Consider the following 15740-nt stretch of genomic DNA (forward strand, 5'->3'; position numbering starts at 1 on the left):
TGAATAAACGTACAAATGACGTTAAATATCAGGCAGGCAATTTAAAATAACTGGATAGATAAGCAGTAGGTTTAATTTTAGCGGGGTAGGAAAAATATTAATCCTGACGGCATCAGCGCGACAGGATTAATATTTACAGATGAATCTGAATTAAACTTTTTTATCTGTCTGCAGATGAACAGTAAGCAGACTTTCTATCGGCGGCGGCAGCTGTAAATAATAGCCCTGCTCACTCAATCCCTGCTTTACTTTATTGATATCTGCATTTGCCAGCCTGTCGCGGCCCGCCAGCTTAAGCACCATTGCCAGCTGCGGCTTGCCAAACCCTTTCAGCAACTCTGGCGGAACGCGAGAGAAATCGTCTTTTTTTTCAACATAAAGATAAGTCTGGTCGCGCAGCGGGCTTCTGTAGATCACACAAAACATATTTTTTACTCGAATTAACCAGCGTTGAGGCTTGTCTGAATATAGCTGTAACTATAACATGCTTGCAGAACTTCGAATATTCACCGTTGGCGCTTTAATGATGATTTTATCATCGCTTAGCCAGCGGTAGTGAAAACAGGACTGAGTCGGGACAGATGTCGCAAACGCCAATCGAATTCAAAGGTAGCAGTTTCACCCTATCTGTCGTCCATCTGCATCACCACGATCCCGCGGTGATTCGTAAGGCACTTCAGGACAAGATTGACCAGGCTCCGGATTTTCTGAAAAACGCGCCGGTAGTGCTGAACGTTGCGGCCTTAAGTGCCGATATTAACTGGAAGCAGCTACAGCAGGCGATTATCGCCACCGGTTTGCGGATTGTCGGCGTCAGCGGCTGTAAAGATGATGCGCTGAAACGCATGATTTCCCGCGCTGGCTTGCCGGTGCTGGCAGAGGGTAAAGAGGCGAAAACGCGCAGTGATGTTGCTGCTCCCGCGCCGGAACCTCAGCCGATGGCCGCTGAACCGGCAATGGCAGCAAAAACCCGCATCGTGAATACCCCGGTGCGTTCGGGTCAGCAAATTTATGCGCGTGACGCTGATTTAATCATCACCAGCAGCGTCAGTGCCGGCGCCGAACTGGTTGCCGACGGCAACATTCATATTTACGGCATGATGCGCGGTCGCGCGCTCGCCGGTGCCAGCGGAGACCGCAACTGTCAGATTTTCTGTACCAATCTGGCAGCAGAGCTGGTCTCGATTGCGGGCGAATACTGGATCATGGATCAGATCCCCGAAGCATATTTTGGTAAAGCTGCGCGCCTTTGCCTGCAGGATGGCGCGCTCACCATCCAGACACTTAATTAGGCCCCTTTTCTTTTGTTAAGGAAATCAACATTTATGGCACGCATTATTGTAGTTACATCCGGTAAAGGGGGCGTTGGTAAGACCACGTCAAGCGCGGCCATCGCCACCGGTTTAGCGCAGAAAGGCAAAAAAACGGTTGTTATCGATTTTGATATCGGCCTGCGTAACCTCGATTTGATCATGGGTTGTGAACGACGCGTGGTCTACGACTTCGTCAACGTGATTCAGGGCGATGCGTCGCTGAATCAGGCGTTGATTCGCGATAAACGTACCGAGCAGCTCTACATTCTGCCTGCGTCACAGACCCGCGACAAAGATGCGCTGACCCGTGAAGGCGTCGAAAAAGTACTGAACGATTTAGCGGCGATGGAGTTCGATTTTATCGTCTGTGACTCGCCAGCAGGGATTGAAACCGGTGCACTGATGGCGCTGTACTTCGCTGATGAAGCGATCATCACCACTAACCCGGAAGTCTCTTCGGTACGTGACTCAGACCGTATTCTCGGGATCATCTCGTCAAAATCCCGTCGCGCTGAAAACAGCCAGGAGCCGGTTAAGGAGCATCTGCTGCTGACCCGTTACAATCCAGGCCGTGTTAATCGTGGCGACATGCTGAGTATGGAAGACGTGCTGGAAATTTTACGCATTCCTCTGGTCGGCGTGATCCCGGAAGATCAATCGGTGTTACGTGCCTCTAACCAGGGCGAGCCGGTGATCCTTGATGGTGAATCTGATGCTGGCAAAGCCTATGCCGATACCGTTGAACGGTTGCTCGGTGAAGTTCGCCCCTTCCGCTTTATTGAAGAAGAGAAGAAGGGTTTCCTGAAACGCCTGTTCGGGGGATAAACCATGGCATTACTTGATTTCTTTTTATCCCGGAAGAAGAACACTGCCAACATAGCCAAGGAAAGGCTGCAGATTATCGTGGCAGAACGCAGAAGGGGCGACAGTGAGCCCCACTATCTTCCGCAACTTAAGCGCGACATTCTGGAAGTGATTTGCAAATATGTGAAAATCGATCCGGAAATGGTCACAGTTCAGCTCGATCAGAAAGGTGACGACATCTCAATTCTGGAGCTGAACGTTACGCTACCGGAAACGGAAGAAGTGACTAAATGACGCTGACCGTTTCCTGAATTTCCCCTGCGCTGTTGCAGGGGAAATTTTATCGGTCACACCTCGGCCAGAATCTTTTCTATGCCGGGTTTAAGTAATTCGCCGCGCCATCCGGTCAGTAACTCTGGCTGACGTCCCTGTGGCTTCAATCCCCAGTGCTGGCTCAGAACCTGATTAATCTGACGCCGTGACGCCAGTAATTCCTGACTGAATCCGCTCTGCTCACTCACCTGCTGCACCAGCGCTTTCATCGCTTTAAACACCTGCTTGTAATGCGGATGGTCAATCAGGTTGCCGAGCGCCGCAGGCAATTCATTCTCATCCAGCGCCTGGGCTTCTGCCACCAGCGCCACCAGCATTTTACCGTGGAAACGGATCTCATGACCGGAGAGGCCAAGATGGTCCAGTTCGCCCAGCGAACCCGGCAGGAAGCGCGCCACTTTCCACAGATGCTCTTCGCGCACCACAAAGTTAACCGCCATATCTTTTTCACGCGCCAGCTTCAGTCGCCATGCGGCCAGCCGCTGCAGCGCTGCCAGCTGACGCGGACGCAGTTGCCAGGCGTTGGTGATCTCACGCCACGCTTCTTCAGGCGCTAAGCTATCGAGGCGACGCTGGCACAGGTTTTCACACTCACTGAGTGCCGCCGCCATGTTGCCTGCTGCCTCAGTCTGCACCATCAGCTGATGGGCAATCGGCAGCAGATAATGCACATCCGCCGCGGCATACTGACATTGACGCTCGGTCAGCGGGCGCGCCAGCCAGTCGGTGCGGGACTCACTCTTATCCAGTTCGACCTGGGTAAAATGCGCCACCATCGAGGCAAAGCCCCACGACAGCGGCTGGCCGGAGAACGCCGCCAGAATCTGGGTATCGATCATCGGCTGTGGCAGGACGCCAAAACGGTGCAGGAAGACTTCCAGATCTTCGCCGCCGGCGTGCAGGAATTTAGTCACTGCGGTATCGGTCAGCAACGCGATAAACGGTGACCAGTCACGAATTGCAAGAGGATCGATTAGCACTAACTGGTGATCGTCGAACAGCTGGATCAATCCGAGTTGCGGGTAGTAGGTCCGGGTGCGGACGAATTCAGTATCCAGTGCCACTGCCGTATGCTGGCGCGCTTTCTGGCACACTTCAGCCAGTTGTTCATCCTGGTCGATCAAAGAGTAATTCACGTCTCATTTTTCACCGCAGCTAACAACGTGCGGTGCTCCATGTTAAACACAATAAAAACGCCGGACATGCCGGCGTCTAACCTGAATCCTTGCCAAAACTCAGCCTGCGCTGGCTTTCACTTCGTCGCGCAATTCGCGTCGCAGAATCTTGCCGACGTTGGTTTTTGGCAGCTCATCACGAAACTCGATAATTTTCGGCACTTTGTATCCGGTCAGCTGACGGCGACAGTGGTCGAGCAGCTCTTCTTTAGTCAGTGAGGCATCTTTTTTCACCACGCAGACTTTTACCGCCTCGCCGGAAAGATCGCTGGGGACGCCGATAGCGGCCGCTTCACGAACTTTCGGATGCTGCATCAGCACATCTTCGATCTCGTTGGGATAAACATTGAAGCCGGAGACCAGAATCATATCCTTCTTACGATCGACGATGCGAATAAAGCCTTCCTGATCAACGGTAACAATATCGCCGCTGTGGAGCCAGCCATTTTTCAGCACTTCCTCCGTGGCATCCGGACGCTGCCAGTAGCCGAGCATCACCTGTGGACCGCTGATACACAGCTCGCCCGGTTCACCCGGCGCAACTTCATTGCCATTATCATCCACAATCAACACATCGGTTGAGGGAACCGGCAAGCCAATGCTGCCGGTGTGGCAGCTGATATCGTAAGGATTGACCGACACCAGCGGCGAGCATTCAGTCAGCCCATAGCCTTCCAGCAGATAGTGACCGGTCAGCTTTTCCCAGCGTTCTGCCACCGCTTTCTGCACCGCCATTCCGCCGCCGGCGGACAGTCGCAGCGTACTGAAGTCGAGCTTATTGAACTGCTCATCATTCAGCAGAGCGTTGAACAGCGTGTTCACGCCGGTGATGGCGGTAAACGGAAACTTCGCCAGCTCTTTAACAAAGCCAGGGATGTCACGCGGATTGGTGATCAACAGATTCTGACCACCCAGCTCCAGGAACAGCAGGCCATTCACCGTTAAGGCAAAGATGTGATAGAGCGGCAGCGCCGTAACCACGCACTCTTTGCCGTCGCGCAGAACTTTACCGTAGGTGGCTTTGGTCTGTTCCAGATTGGCCTGCATATTGCGATGCGTCAGCATCGCGCCTTTGGCGATGCCGGTGGTGCCGCCGGTATACTGCAGGAAAGCGAGATCGTCATTGCTGACCGTTGGTCGCTGATACGTGAGCGTGGCCCCCTGCTCCATCACCTGACGAAACGAGATTGCGCCGGGCAAATGGTATTTCGGTACCAGACGCTTGACGTATTTGACCACGAAATTAACCAGCGTCGCTTTGACCGGAGCCAGCTGATCGCCCATTCGGGTCAGAATCACATGGCGCACAGCGGTTTCCGCCACCACTTTTTCCAGCGTATGGGCGAAGTTGGACACGATAACGATGGCGCTGGCACCGCTGTCATTCAGCTGGTGTTTGAGTTCGCGCGGCGTATAGAGCGGATTCACATTCACCACCACCATGCCGGCGCGCAGTACGCCAAACAGCGCCACCGGATACTGCAGCAGGTTTGGCATCATCAGCGCCACCCGATCGCCGGCTTTTAGGCCCAGCTGCTGTTGCAGATAAGCCGCAAACGCGCGGCTTTTCTCTTCCAGCTGGCGATAGGTCATCTTCTGACCCATATTCCAGAATGCAGGTTGATCGGCGTAGCGTTTGGCGGCCTGCTCAAACAGATCCACCAGCGACGTATAACGATCTGCACTTATTTCGGCTGGCACATCAGCCGGGTAGCGTTTAAGCCAAACCTTATTCAAGGATCCACCCCGATAATCATGTTGTATTTCCATCGCTGCCTCAGCCAACCTGGTTTGTTAACAATATTTTAACTGATTGTACCAGTTTGCCGGTTTCGGCATGTTGAGGTTGCGAAGTCCATCACTAAATTTCGTGCTGTTAAACAGACAAATAAAAAGCCCGGCGGCGACCAGCGCTACCGGGCCAAAAAAGTGTCACTATCGGGTCACTCAGTCAGAATGGTTTCGACCTGTGCCGGACCGCTGCTGTACATTCCCCAGTAAGGATTGGGTCCCCAGTAGCCGGGACGATGACGCGTCGGACCATACCAGATCCACGGATCGATCGGCTGCGGCGGCGACATTACCTGTCGGGTCAGATGCCAGCGCTGATAGCCTCGCACATTAATCACCACAAACTTGTAGTTCGCCTCGCCAATCTTGCCGGGCTCCGTGCCTTTGATGGTGCCCAGCACCGTGACAAACTGATCTTTCACATCCACCGGATCGACGAAGCCGTGAATATCGGCATAGATACGGCCCACCGAGGCCGCGCCCAGTCGTGGACGGGCACTCTCATCCAGCGGCTGCGTGGCGATCTCCAGCCGGGTTTTGCCGTTGAGGTTGGTGACATTCACCACCTTACCGCCAAAACGCGACTCCTGGCCGGTGTAGATGGCCGGATCGTTCATGACCCGCAACAAATCCTGCTGCGGCTGCGGTGAACTGCCCTGCAGGCTGGCCGGAATCGAGACACAACCAGTTAAAACCAGCGTACAGGTCAGCAACAAACCTGTTAGCCCTTTCGCGCACATTGACATAGGCGTCCTCCCGTTACGTAAAGACTTAGACTGGACGCATAACAATAAGTTGCGTGCGATCTAGCGGCCCGGCAACTTTTTCCATGCCACCTCATTACGCAGATAGGTAGGCTCAGCATTTTCCGGTTGCAGGGTGTTCCCCTGGCGTAAAGCAATCACCGCCAGCGGTAACATATCTTCAGCGGCGGGTAAGCTGACCTCACTGGCGTGCAGCGTCAGGGAATGACCCTGCTGCAGTTCGGGATAAGCCTGCCAGCCGGTGCCGGCGGTCATCCACTCGCCCGACAGCGCCTGCATCCGTGCCTGCGCGGCGGCGGGTGGCAGCACGCTTTCGCTGGCTTCACCCTGCCAGACACCCTGCTCATCGCGCTGGTATTCGGCCCAGTAGACCTCACCCATCCGCGCATCAATGGCGGTTAACACGCGGGTGGCGCGCTGCAGGCGCCAGGCGCCCTCTGCCAGCGTGGCCAGCGTCGAGACACCGATCATCGGCAGCGCCGCACCAAGCGCCAGGCCCTGGGCAATTCCAATCCCGATACGCACGCCGGTAAAACTGCCGGGACCGCGACCAAAAGCCAGCGCGTCGAGATCGGTCAGGTCGAGCTGCTGCGCCAGCAGTAACTCTTCGATCAGCGGCAAAATGCGCTGAGTATGATCGCGCGGGGCAATCTCAAATCGGGCATCAATCTGTTGCTGATTCAGCAAGGCGGCTGAACAGGCTTCTGTCGCCGTATCCAGCGCTAAAATTCGGGCTGACATGACCACCTCAGGAGAATGAAAACGGCGCGCATCTTAGCATAAAATCAGGCGTCAGGTTGCTGCCGTATAAAGGCGATGGCGCGGGCGATGTCGCGGGTGCGCGGCGTCGGCGGCAGGCTGTTGAGAAACAGCGCGCCATAAGGACGCGAAACCAGCCGCTGATCGCAAATCACCAGCACGCCGCGGTCGTCGGTATCGCGGATCAGCCGCCCGACGCCCTGCTTCAGAGTGATCACCGCATCCGGCAGCTGCACATCGGTAAACGGATCGCCACCGCGGATACGGCAATCTTCCATTCGCGCCTTGAGTAACGGATCTTCCGGTGAGGTGAACGGCAGCTTATCGATGATAACCAGCGAAAGTGCATCGCCGCGCACGTCGACCCCTTCCCAGAAACTACTGGTCGCGACCAGTAAGGCATTGCCTTTATCGATAAACTGTTTCAGCAACTGACCTTTGCTGGTTTCGCCCTGTACCAGCACCGGTAACGTCATTGAGGCCCGGAATTCTGCCGCCAGCTCACGCATCATCAGGTGCGAGGTACAGAGGAAGAAACAGCGCCCTTTGTTGGCGTCAATCAGCGGCTTCATCATGGCGGCAAGCTGCCGTGCGCCGCCGGGACGGTTGGGTTCAGGCAGGTTGCGCGGCACGCATAACAGGGCCTGCTGCGCATAATCGAACGGACTGTTCAGAATCAAACTTTTTGCTGCGTTCACGCCCAGCCGCTCAGCAAAGTGCTCCATCTTCTCATCCACCGCCAGCGTGGCGGAGGTGAAAATCCAGGCTGCTTTGCGGTTATCCATCACTTCGCGGAAGCGTTCCGCTACCGACAGCGGCGTCAGCGCCAGAATAAAGTGGCGTGAGGTGCATTCATACCAGTAGCTGTAGCCCGGCTCATTGATCGCCCGCAGCCGCTTCAGTCGGCCACGGTAGAGGGCCGCCCGCTCAAACGCCGCATCCAGCAACGCTGAACGGCCAAGGGAGAGTTTGATCACGTCGTAACAGAGTTCAAGCGCATCATCCAGCAGCGTAAACATCCGCAGGATGTTGTTATCGCTTAGCAGTTCCCGCAGATTACCGCGGTAACCCGGGTCGCCGAGCGACAAACGAAAATCCTGAGCACACTGCGCCAGGCGATCGGCGGACTTCTGCAGTTGCTGGACGTCGCGCACTTCGGTGCGGTAGGCGGTAATAATATCTTTGGCGAGGTCGAGCAGTTGCCGGCTGGAGAGCTGTTGGCCGAAATACTGGCTGGCGATATCGGGAAGCTGATGGGCCTCATCAAAGATCATCACGTCCGCTTCGGGAATCAGTTCGCCGAACCCACCCTCTTTGACCACCAGATCCGCCAGAAACAGGTGATGGTTTACCACCACCACATCCGCGTCCATCGCCCGCTTACGCGCTTTGACTACGAAGCACTCTTTATAACGCGGGCAGTCGGTGCCGAGGCAGTTATCGTTGGTGCTGGTGACCAGCGGCCAGACCGGGCTATCTTCAGTGACGCCGGCACAGCTGCTGATATCGCCATCAGCGGTCTGCGATGACCAGCTCCGCAGCGTCACCAGATCAGTCAGCGCCTGTACCGCCAGATCGCCGCCCGCCATCGACTGCTGCTCCAGCCGCTCCAGGCAGAGATAGTTGGATCGCCCTTTCAGTAAGGCAGTCTTTCCTTTGTATTTCAGTGCGCCGATCATGGTCGGCAGATCGCGGCCGTAAAGCTGATCCTGCAGCGCTTTCGATCCGGTAGAGACGATTACTTTCTTGCCGGCCCGCAGCGCGGGAGCCAGATAAGCATAGGTTTTCCCGGTGCCGGTACCGGCTTCTACCACCAGTTCACCCTGCTGTTTTACGGCTTCAGAAACCGCCTGCGCCATTTCACGCTGCGCTTCACGCGGCTTAAAGCCAGCTATCGCCAGCGCCAGCGCGCCATCAACTGCAAAATCGTCTGCCACATACCCTCTCAAAGAACGGCAAAAACACTGTAATTATGTCAGTATTAAATTCACAAAGCAAAATAGAGGTTAATCAGCAGGTTAACTATTATCAGCGCGAAGTGCAGCCGATTTTGCGATGGTCGTTATTGCTCCGCAATGAAGAAAAGCGGCGCATGGCCGCCTGATGGGAACGGATAGCCATGCCGATACGCCTGGCGGCGCAGCGGCCATTAGCACAGCCAGACCAAAAGCGGTTACTGAACGATCATCCGACCGTTAAGATGCTGCAAAGGACGATTATTGGTGCTTTTCAGTGCCTGTTTAAACGCGTCGAGCTGAGCCTGAGAAAGCGTTACCGGCTGTTTTAGCACCAGCCAGCGTATGCCTTCAGTGCAGGGTGGCGTGGTCAGTGATCCGCTAAAGCGATAGTAATGCAGGTCTTGCGGGAAGAGTGCCCGTAAATCGACTTCGCTTTCAATTCTCTTCTGTTGGTTTTCGTCTGCTGGCATAGAAGCAATCAACGGCACCAGCGCTGGATTCTCTTTACCCACCTCAAACATCACCGCCACAACGGCCAGATCACCATCGTCTTTGCTGTGTACAAAGTGGGCTTCCAGGGGAAAGGTGTGGCCGTTAATCTGGTTTTCGCTCGGCGTGTGGAAGTGGTACTGCTTAAGGATGAATTTTTCACCATCAAGAACAAAGGTATCTTCATCATCAACGGTGACCTGGATAGTGTGGCCATTATTGATTACCTTCTCTGCGGAGATAAGGTAGTGCAGGTTGAGTGGTGGTAAATGTCCTTCGATAGCATCTTTAATGTTGATCGGTGACTGAGCTTTGCCTTCATGGCAGATGTGATAGTCGTGGCTTAATTGACTCCAGTGCTCCGGACCCGCTTTCCCTTCATAGGTCCAGTGCGGTGCATCCGCACCTGCTGCGCTGAGAGTCGACAGCGCCAGAACCAGACTGAGTACCCCGGTTATTTTCATTTTCAATCCCTGTTTAGTGGTCTTAATGCCAGAGCGAAAAGCATATTACTGATGACTCTGAAGCAACAAGGCAATAGCAGTGTCAGGGCGGGTTACAGCCGATATAGTCGGTCCCGAATGCTCATTAAGGTTAATTTTGTTAACGATTCACGCAGAAACAGTCTGGCAGGATAGGGTAAGGGGCGATCAACAGTGAAACGGATGGTATCGGCGCGTTATTTCAATAAACGTTAAGGAAAAAAGTTCAGCCGCTAAACCAATCCGGCGGCCCGCTCTGCTGCTGAATCTTTAACCGAAACAACAAAACCGCCTGATTGACGGTTTTGTTGGGGTGACGCGTTAAGTGCGTCGTGTGATAACAGCCGGTGTATTAACAAGCCCGTTAGCTATCGAGGATCAGGCTGGCAGGAAAGGTTAAATATCCTTTTCTAGCGGATCCTGGCCGGGTTCTTCATCCTCTTCTTCATCTTCCGGATAGATTTCAGCGTCATCAGGCAGCGGTTCATCGTAATCAGGACGTTCAGACATAATTACCTCCGGTGATAAATAGCAGTGCTGCTATTTCATCTCAGCATAGTTAACCGCCACTTCCGCCCGCCCGCTTTTGGTTGAAAGTGTGAGTTAAGCGGTAATAATCCTGCTGTCGCTGCCGTGGCCGCTAGTGATGAATGTAAAAGGCCCCCGCCAGCATGATGACGAACAGAACGGCAAAGGTGATAAAACCCTGCTTTGCACCACGCGACAGACCGACGAACGCCGATACCACAATAAACAGCAGCGTCAGTGCGCCCGCCATTACCCAAAACAGATACTGCGTATTCGCCATGCTTTCATCCTCATCCTGTGGCGTCATTTATCGGCTGATTTATATCATTTTTTGCTGCGAGGCGCGCCACTTCTGTTGCCCGGCGTGCCGCTTACCTTTCGCCACCGCCTGAGACAGTGTGATGCCGCTATCAAATGCGACAGATTGCTGCGAGGAACCAGGCGCACAGATTATAATCATTACATCACCTTATCGTTGAGATGTAGCGTCCGTAAGGTGACGCGCGGTCAGCACAGTGGCGCAGACCGCCTCTACCGCACTGCCTGCCTCAGGCGGAGGAACGTTATGAATCATTCCCGCATCGGATCGCTTATCGGCGTGCTGCTGGTCTGTGGCTGCCAGGCTCCTACACCCGATCAGACGCGCCTCGGTCAGCCGGTGTTTCAGGCCCAGAGCGCCCGCACCGCACCGCAGCTTAGTGACTGTATATATCGTGGCTGGTCTACCACCGAGGTGATCGCCAGGGACAACACTACGCATACGCAACCGCGCGGTGAGCAGATCACCGTCCTGACGTGGGAAGATTCGATATTCGCCGACGTGACGCCACAGCGACACGGTGCCGGGGTAAAATTCTTTACCACTTTTAATATGTGGCCGCAGGTGATGGCCGATCGTCAGGCTATCGTCAAACGCTGCCTGTAAGGTGGAAGAGATGACAGCGGCATAAGGAATGTGCCAGGCTAATGCCCATCAAACCAGGGAGAAAAAGATGAGTATTACCCGCATCGATCCGGAACATCGTATGTCCGAAGCCGTGATTCACAATGACACCATCTATTACACCAGCGTGCCAGAGAATCTGGATCAGGATGCTGAAGCGCAGACGGCCAATGCACTGGCGGTGATTGACAGATTGCTGACGCGACTCGGCAGCGATAAGAGCAAAATTCTTGATGCCACCCTGTTTCTGGTGGACAAAGCGGACCTGCCCGCAATGAACCGCGCCTGGGACGCCTGGGTTTCCCCGGATAACGCGCCAGTACGCTGCACGGTTCAGGCAGGTCTGATGAACCCGCAATACAAAATCGAAATCAAAATCATCGCAGCACGTTAAGCCTGCCGGGCGCTATTCTTCTTCATCCTCATCGTCGAACAGCGCCCGGATGTGCTCGCCTTTATGATTCTGGCGAATTTCCTGCGCCACCTGGGCGATAGCTTCGCCACTCGACAGGCCACCCGCCATCAGTTCCTGAATACGCTCGACGGCCTGCTGTTGCTGCTCATGAGAGAGAGCCGGTAATCCTATAGCCATGTTTCACTCCTGCGTTGGGGGCAGCGATTATCACACGCCGAACAAACAGGTGCCAGTCAGTAAAAAATATGTCAGTCTGACGACCTCTTTGCTCTCTGATTTGTCTGCCTGATGATTGTTGAAACCCTCAGTCTTGATTATACCCCGGATGCGCTTATTCAGCGTTTCGCCCCGATTGCCAGCCTGCCGTGGGCAATGCTGCTCTCTTCCGCCCATGCCGACCATAGCGACAATCGTTTTGATATTCTGACCGCCGATCCGCGCGCCACGCTGGTGACCCGCGGTGACGTTACCCAAATCACCGATGTCAGCGGCTACAGCGAATCTGGTGCAGATCCGCTGCAACTGGTCCAGCAGCAGTGCGATGCGCTGGGCGTCACGCCGCGCAGTGATGACAATCTGCCGTTTCAGGGCGGCGCGCTTGGCCTGTTTGGTTACGATCTCGGTCGCCGCTTTGAGCGGTTGCCGCAGCTGGCACAGGCCGATCTCACCACGCCGGATATGGCGGTCGGCATCTACGACTGGGCATTGATTGCCGATCATCATCGTCAGACCCTGACGCTGCTGGCATTGAATGATGTTCAAGCCCGCGCCGCCTGGCTGGCGCAGTGGCCTGAACGTGAAGCGGTGCCGTTCAGCCTTACCAGCCGGTGGCAATCCAGCCTCAGTTACGCTGACTATGCGGCACGCTTTGCCGCGGTTCAGGCCTATATTCAGGCAGGTGACTGCTATCAGGTGAACCTGGCTCAGCGTTTTCAGGCCGGTTATCAGGGTGATGAGTGGCAGGCTTTTTGTGCCCTCAATCAGGCCAACCGCGCGCCGTTCAGCGCCTTTCTGCGCCTGCCGCACAGTGCGATCCTCAGCCTGTCACCGGAGCGCTTTCTGTCATTGAATGATAAACAGATCGAAACCCGCCCAATCAAAGGAACCCGTCCCCGCTGTGCCGATCCGATCGCCGATCGGCAACAGGCAGATGCTCTGCAAAACGCAGAAAAAGATCGCGCCGAAAATTTGATGATTGTCGATTTGCTGCGTAACGACATTGGCCGCGTGGCGGTGCCGGGTTCGGTCAGCGTGCCTGAGCTGTTTGTGGTCGAGCCCTTTCCCGCCGTTCATCATCTGGTCAGCACGGTGCGGGCGCAGCTTCCCGACAATCTACAGGCCACCGATCTGCTGCGCGCCTGTTTCCCTGGTGGCTCAATCACCGGCGCGCCCAAAATCCGGGCAATGGAAATTATTGATCAGCTGGAGCCGCAGCGCCGCAATGCCTGGTGCGGCAGCATTGGCTATCTCAGCCTGTGTGGCCGTATGGATACCAGTATCACCATCCGCACCCTGATTGCTGAAGGTCAGCAGCTCTACTGCGCGGCGGGCGGCGGCATTGTCGCCGACAGCGAAGTACAGGCGGAATATCAGGAGACGCTGGATAAAGTCAGCCGCATTCTGCCGGCGCTGGAACAGGGGGGTCTGAATGGCGCTCACGCTTGACGCCTTCCGCAGCCGCTTCCTGCTGCAGCCACCGCAACACAATACCCACCGTCTCGCCGGACGGCATGCCGCAGTGCTGGTGCCGATTGTGGCGCGACCGGAACCGGGTCTGTTGCTGACCCAGCGCTCTCATGCGCTGCGTAAACATGCCGGACAGGTCGCCTTCCCCGGCGGCATGCAGGATGATACCGATGCCTCGCTGATTGCGACCGCTCTGCGGGAAGCACAGGAGGAAGTGGGCATCGATCCACAGCAGGTTGAGGTGTTAGGCGTGCTGCCTGCCGTCACCAGCAGCACCGGCTTTCAGGTGACGCCGGTGCTGGCGATCATCCCGCCGGATCTGCCGCTACGAATCAACCCGGACGAGGTGCGCAGCGCCTTTGAGATGCCGCTGGCCGAAGCGTTACGGCTCAGCCGCTATAGCGCGCTGGAGATACACCGCGCTGGCGTGCGTCATCCGGTCTGGCTGTCACGCTATCAGGATTACCTGGTCTGGGGCATGACCGCTGGCATTATCCGCTCACTCAGCGAACAAATTGCGTTCTGACGCCCACTTTTGCCATTAACCTGTTGCTTTCCCGCCTGCTGAGCGGCGGGCCGGGCTATAATTTTTTCTATCGGTTTTAATAAGTTTATTTCATGCGAAAAGCTGCTCTTTTCTCCGGCATGACTATTACTATTAGCGCCATAAACTGCCCCGGCAGACTGAGAATAATTTGTGAGGAGTGTCACCTGTGATTAGTGTTTTCGACATGTTCAAAGTGGGCATTGGCCCATCAAGTTCGCATACTGTCGGCCCGATGAAAGCGGGTAAGCAGTTTGTGGATTTGTTATCCGAACAGGGAAAGCTGCAGGAGGTGACCCGCATTGCGGTAGATGTTTACGGCTCCCTGTCGCTGACCGGTAAGGGCCACCATACCGACATCGCTATTATTATGGGACTGGCGGGCGAATCTCCCGACACGGTCGATATTGATGCCATCCCGGCCTTTATTAAAGATGTCGCCCAGCGTGAACGTCTGCTGCTGGCCAAAGGAGCGCATGAAGTCGACTTCCCGCGTGAGGGCGGTATGGTGTTCCGCAGTGAAAACCTCTCGCTGCATGAAAACGGTCTGCGTCTGCTGGCGTTCGCTGGCGATCTGCTGATTCTGTCGAAAACCTACTACTCCGTCGGTGGCGGCTTTATCGTCGATGAAGAGCATTTCGGTCAGTCGGCGCTGGATGAAGTTTCGGTACCGTGGCCGTTCCACTCCGCCAAAGATCTGCTGGCGCACTGCCGCGAAACCGGACTCTCGTTATCCGGTCTGGTGATGAAAAACGAACTGGCGCTGCACAGCCGCGATGAGATCCACGCCTACTTCGCCAACATCTGGCAGACCATGCAGGCCTGCATCGATCGCGGCCTGAATACCGAAGGCGTGCTGCCGGGTCCGCTGCGGGTGCCGCGCCGCGCCGCCTCGCTGCGTCGACTGCTGATCTCCTCGTCTAAGCACTCTAACGATCCGATGATCGTCATCGACTGGATCAATATGTTCGCGCTGGCGGTGAATGAGGAAAATGCCGCCGGCGGACGGGTTGTCACCGCGCCAACCAACGGCGCCTGTGGCATCGTGCCGGCGGTGCTGGCCTATTACGACCACTTTATTGAGCCGGTAACGCCGGATATTTTCCTGCGCTACTTCCTCGCCTCCGGTGCCATCGGCGTGCTGTATAAAATGAACGCGTCGATTTCGGGCGCGGAAGTGGGATGTCAGGGCGAAGTCGGCGTCGCCTGTTCGATGGCGGCAGCCGGTCTGGCAGAACTGCTGGGCGGCAGCCCGGAACAGGTTTGCGTCGCCGCCGAGATCGGCATGGAGCATAACCTGGGGCTGACCTGCGACCCGGTCGCTGGCCAGGTTCAGGTGCCGTGCATTGAGCGAAACGCTATCGCCTCGGTCAAAGCGATCAATGCGGCGCGTATGGCCCTGCGTCGCACCAGTGAACCGCGCGTCTCACTGGATAAGGTGATCGAGACGATGTATGAAACCGGCAAGGACATGAACGCCAAATACCGTGAAACCTCGCGCGGCGGTCTGGCGATTAAAGTACAGTGCGATTAATCGAAACGTTTGATTGTTTAATTAATGTGCAATCGTAATGAAATCCGCATCCTGCGCTATCTCAGCGCAGGCTAAACCGGTAGAGTGATTTCCGCGCGACTATCCTGGTCGTGCAACTTTCCAGCACCGCTTTTCTGCATTCCGGCCTCAATATTGATCGGGCCGTGCCGATAACAACCCCGTTATTTTTGGCTTTTTTCTGGTTTTTTGGGAAGGTGGTAC

17 protein-coding genes are annotated in these 15740 nt (G+C 55.5%); 8 read left to right on the forward strand and 9 right to left on the reverse strand.

Annotation, left to right across the window (positions count from 1 at the left end):
- Nucleotides 1-150 precede the first annotated feature (150 nt).
- Entirely contained in the window at nucleotides 151-426 is a 276-nt protein-coding gene (locus AC6I8I_RS10515; RefSeq protein ID WP_031374619.1) for a YcgL domain-containing protein, read from the reverse strand.
- A gap of 155 nt (nucleotides 427-581) precedes the next feature.
- Between AC6I8I_RS10515 and minC the strand changes: the two genes are divergently transcribed.
- Genes minC through minE form a run of 3 tightly spaced genes read left to right on the forward strand, consistent with a single transcriptional unit; the run spans nucleotide 582 to nucleotide 2411 of the window.
- On the forward strand, nucleotides 582-1292 hold the full coding sequence (minC, locus tag AC6I8I_RS10520) for a septum site-determining protein MinC (protein ID WP_497827812.1): 711 nt from the start codon (nucleotides 582-584) through the stop codon (nucleotides 1290-1292).
- Between the two features lie 33 nt (nucleotides 1293-1325).
- The gene (minD, locus tag AC6I8I_RS10525) at nucleotides 1326-2138 is read left to right on the forward strand and encodes a septum site-determining protein MinD (protein WP_031374621.1); all 813 of its coding nucleotides are present in this window, start codon (nucleotides 1326-1328) and stop codon (nucleotides 2136-2138) included.
- A gap of 3 nt (nucleotides 2139-2141) precedes the next feature.
- Nucleotides 2142-2411, forward strand: a complete 270-nt coding sequence (gene minE / locus AC6I8I_RS10530) for a cell division topological specificity factor MinE (RefSeq protein ID WP_031374622.1) — start codon at nucleotides 2142-2144, stop codon at nucleotides 2409-2411.
- Between the two features lie 53 nt (nucleotides 2412-2464).
- Here minE and rnd read toward each other — a convergent pair whose 3' ends face one another.
- The 7 genes from rnd to AC6I8I_RS10565 form a co-directional block, all read right to left on the reverse strand.
- A complete protein-coding gene (rnd, locus tag AC6I8I_RS10535) occupies nucleotides 2465-3586 on the reverse strand; it encodes a ribonuclease D (RefSeq protein WP_312055780.1) in 1122 nt (373 codons plus the stop codon).
- 99 nt (nucleotides 3587-3685) lie between these two features.
- The gene (gene fadD / locus AC6I8I_RS10540; protein WP_312055779.1) at nucleotides 3686-5362 is read right to left on the reverse strand and encodes a long-chain-fatty-acid--CoA ligase FadD; all 1677 of its coding nucleotides are present in this window, start codon (nucleotides 5360-5362) and stop codon (nucleotides 3686-3688) included.
- 206 nt (nucleotides 5363-5568) lie between these two features.
- Nucleotides 5569-6162 (reverse strand): Slp/YeaY family lipoprotein, encoded by a 594-nt coding sequence (locus tag AC6I8I_RS10545; protein WP_312757187.1) that lies wholly within the window; start codon nucleotides 6160-6162, stop codon nucleotides 5569-5571.
- Between the two features lie 60 nt (nucleotides 6163-6222).
- On the reverse strand, nucleotides 6223-6921 hold the full coding sequence (gene tsaB / locus AC6I8I_RS10550) for a tRNA (adenosine(37)-N6)-threonylcarbamoyltransferase complex dimerization subunit type 1 TsaB (protein WP_497827813.1): 699 nt from the start codon (nucleotides 6919-6921) through the stop codon (nucleotides 6223-6225).
- Between the two features lie 44 nt (nucleotides 6922-6965).
- On the reverse strand, nucleotides 6966-8876 hold the full coding sequence (gene yoaA, locus AC6I8I_RS10555) for a DNA repair helicase YoaA (protein ID WP_312055776.1): 1911 nt from the start codon (nucleotides 8874-8876) through the stop codon (nucleotides 6966-6968).
- 236 nt (nucleotides 8877-9112) lie between these two features.
- On the reverse strand, nucleotides 9113-9850 hold the full coding sequence (locus tag AC6I8I_RS10560) for a carbonic anhydrase (RefSeq protein WP_312055775.1): 738 nt from the start codon (nucleotides 9848-9850) through the stop codon (nucleotides 9113-9115).
- Nucleotides 9851-10508: 658 nt separating this feature from the next.
- Entirely contained in the window at nucleotides 10509-10676 is a 168-nt protein-coding gene (locus tag AC6I8I_RS10565; protein ID WP_497827814.1) for a hypothetical protein, read from the reverse strand.
- A gap of 285 nt (nucleotides 10677-10961) precedes the next feature.
- Here AC6I8I_RS10565 and AC6I8I_RS10570 point away from each other — a divergent pair, with 285 nt between their 5' ends.
- Both AC6I8I_RS10570 and AC6I8I_RS10575 read left to right on the forward strand, forming a co-directional pair.
- Nucleotides 10962-11321, forward strand: coding sequence for a hypothetical protein (locus tag AC6I8I_RS10570; protein ID WP_497827815.1), 360 nt, complete (start codon nucleotides 10962-10964; stop codon nucleotides 11319-11321).
- A 67-nt stretch (nucleotides 11322-11388) separates the two neighbouring features.
- Nucleotides 11389-11733: a RidA family protein gene (locus tag AC6I8I_RS10575; RefSeq protein WP_312055772.1), complete on the forward strand. Its 345-nt coding sequence runs from the start codon at nucleotides 11389-11391 to the stop codon at nucleotides 11731-11733.
- A gap of 12 nt (nucleotides 11734-11745) precedes the next feature.
- Here AC6I8I_RS10575 and AC6I8I_RS10580 read toward each other — a convergent pair whose 3' ends face one another.
- Nucleotides 11746-11931, reverse strand: a complete 186-nt coding sequence (locus AC6I8I_RS10580; protein ID WP_312055771.1) for a YoaH family protein — start codon at nucleotides 11929-11931, stop codon at nucleotides 11746-11748.
- Between the two features lie 111 nt (nucleotides 11932-12042).
- On the opposite strand from AC6I8I_RS10580, the gene pabB reads away from it, so the two are divergent.
- From pabB to AC6I8I_RS10595, 3 genes are all read left to right on the forward strand, one after another.
- The gene (pabB, locus tag AC6I8I_RS10585) at nucleotides 12043-13419 is read left to right on the forward strand and encodes an aminodeoxychorismate synthase component 1 (RefSeq protein ID WP_497827816.1); all 1377 of its coding nucleotides are present in this window, start codon (nucleotides 12043-12045) and stop codon (nucleotides 13417-13419) included.
- Nucleotides 13403-13966, forward strand: coding sequence for a CoA pyrophosphatase (locus AC6I8I_RS10590; protein ID WP_312757195.1), 564 nt, complete (start codon nucleotides 13403-13405; stop codon nucleotides 13964-13966). Before pabB ends, AC6I8I_RS10590 begins: the two co-directional genes overlap by 17 nt.
- A gap of 187 nt (nucleotides 13967-14153) precedes the next feature.
- Nucleotides 14154-15518: an L-serine ammonia-lyase gene (locus AC6I8I_RS10595; RefSeq protein ID WP_089561422.1), complete on the forward strand. Its 1365-nt coding sequence runs from the start codon at nucleotides 14154-14156 to the stop codon at nucleotides 15516-15518.
- Nucleotides 15519-15740: the final 222 nt, after the last annotated feature.

The sequence above is a fragment of the Pantoea sp. X-Soil-YNGN-775 genome, assembly GCF_059730575.1.

Excerpts from the sequence above, each read along its gene's own strand:
- minD (WP_031374621.1), top strand. The coding sequence starts at position 1,326 with ATGGCACGCATTATTGTAGTTACATCCGGTAAAGGGGGCGTTGGTAAG.
- AC6I8I_RS10565 (WP_497827814.1), bottom strand. The coding sequence starts at position 10,676 with ATGGCGAATACGCAGTATCTGTTTTGGGTAATGGCGGGCGCACTGACG.
- AC6I8I_RS10575 (WP_312055772.1), top strand. The coding sequence starts at position 11,389 with ATGAGTATTACCCGCATCGATCCGGAACATCGTATGTCCGAAGCCGTG.
- minE (WP_031374622.1), top strand. The coding sequence starts at position 2,142 with ATGGCATTACTTGATTTCTTTTTATCCCGGAAGAAGAACACTGCCAAC.
- AC6I8I_RS10570 (WP_497827815.1), top strand. The coding sequence starts at position 10,962 with ATGAATCATTCCCGCATCGGATCGCTTATCGGCGTGCTGCTGGTCTGT.
- tsaB (WP_497827813.1), bottom strand. The coding sequence starts at position 6,921 with ATGTCAGCCCGAATTTTAGCGCTGGATACGGCGACAGAAGCCTGTTCA.
- AC6I8I_RS10590 (WP_312757195.1), top strand. The coding sequence starts at position 13,403 with ATGGCGCTCACGCTTGACGCCTTCCGCAGCCGCTTCCTGCTGCAGCCA.
- minC (WP_497827812.1), top strand. The coding sequence starts at position 582 with ATGTCGCAAACGCCAATCGAATTCAAAGGTAGCAGTTTCACCCTATCT.
- pabB (WP_497827816.1), top strand. The coding sequence starts at position 12,043 with ATGATTGTTGAAACCCTCAGTCTTGATTATACCCCGGATGCGCTTATT.
- AC6I8I_RS10515 (WP_031374619.1), bottom strand. The coding sequence starts at position 426 with ATGTTTTGTGTGATCTACAGAAGCCCGCTGCGCGACCAGACTTATCTT.
- AC6I8I_RS10560 (WP_312055775.1), bottom strand. The coding sequence starts at position 9,850 with ATGAAAATAACCGGGGTACTCAGTCTGGTTCTGGCGCTGTCGACTCTC.
- AC6I8I_RS10545 (WP_312757187.1), bottom strand. The coding sequence starts at position 6,162 with ATGTCAATGTGCGCGAAAGGGCTAACAGGTTTGTTGCTGACCTGTACG.
- AC6I8I_RS10580 (WP_312055771.1), bottom strand. The coding sequence starts at position 11,931 with ATGGCTATAGGATTACCGGCTCTCTCTCATGAGCAGCAACAGCAGGCC.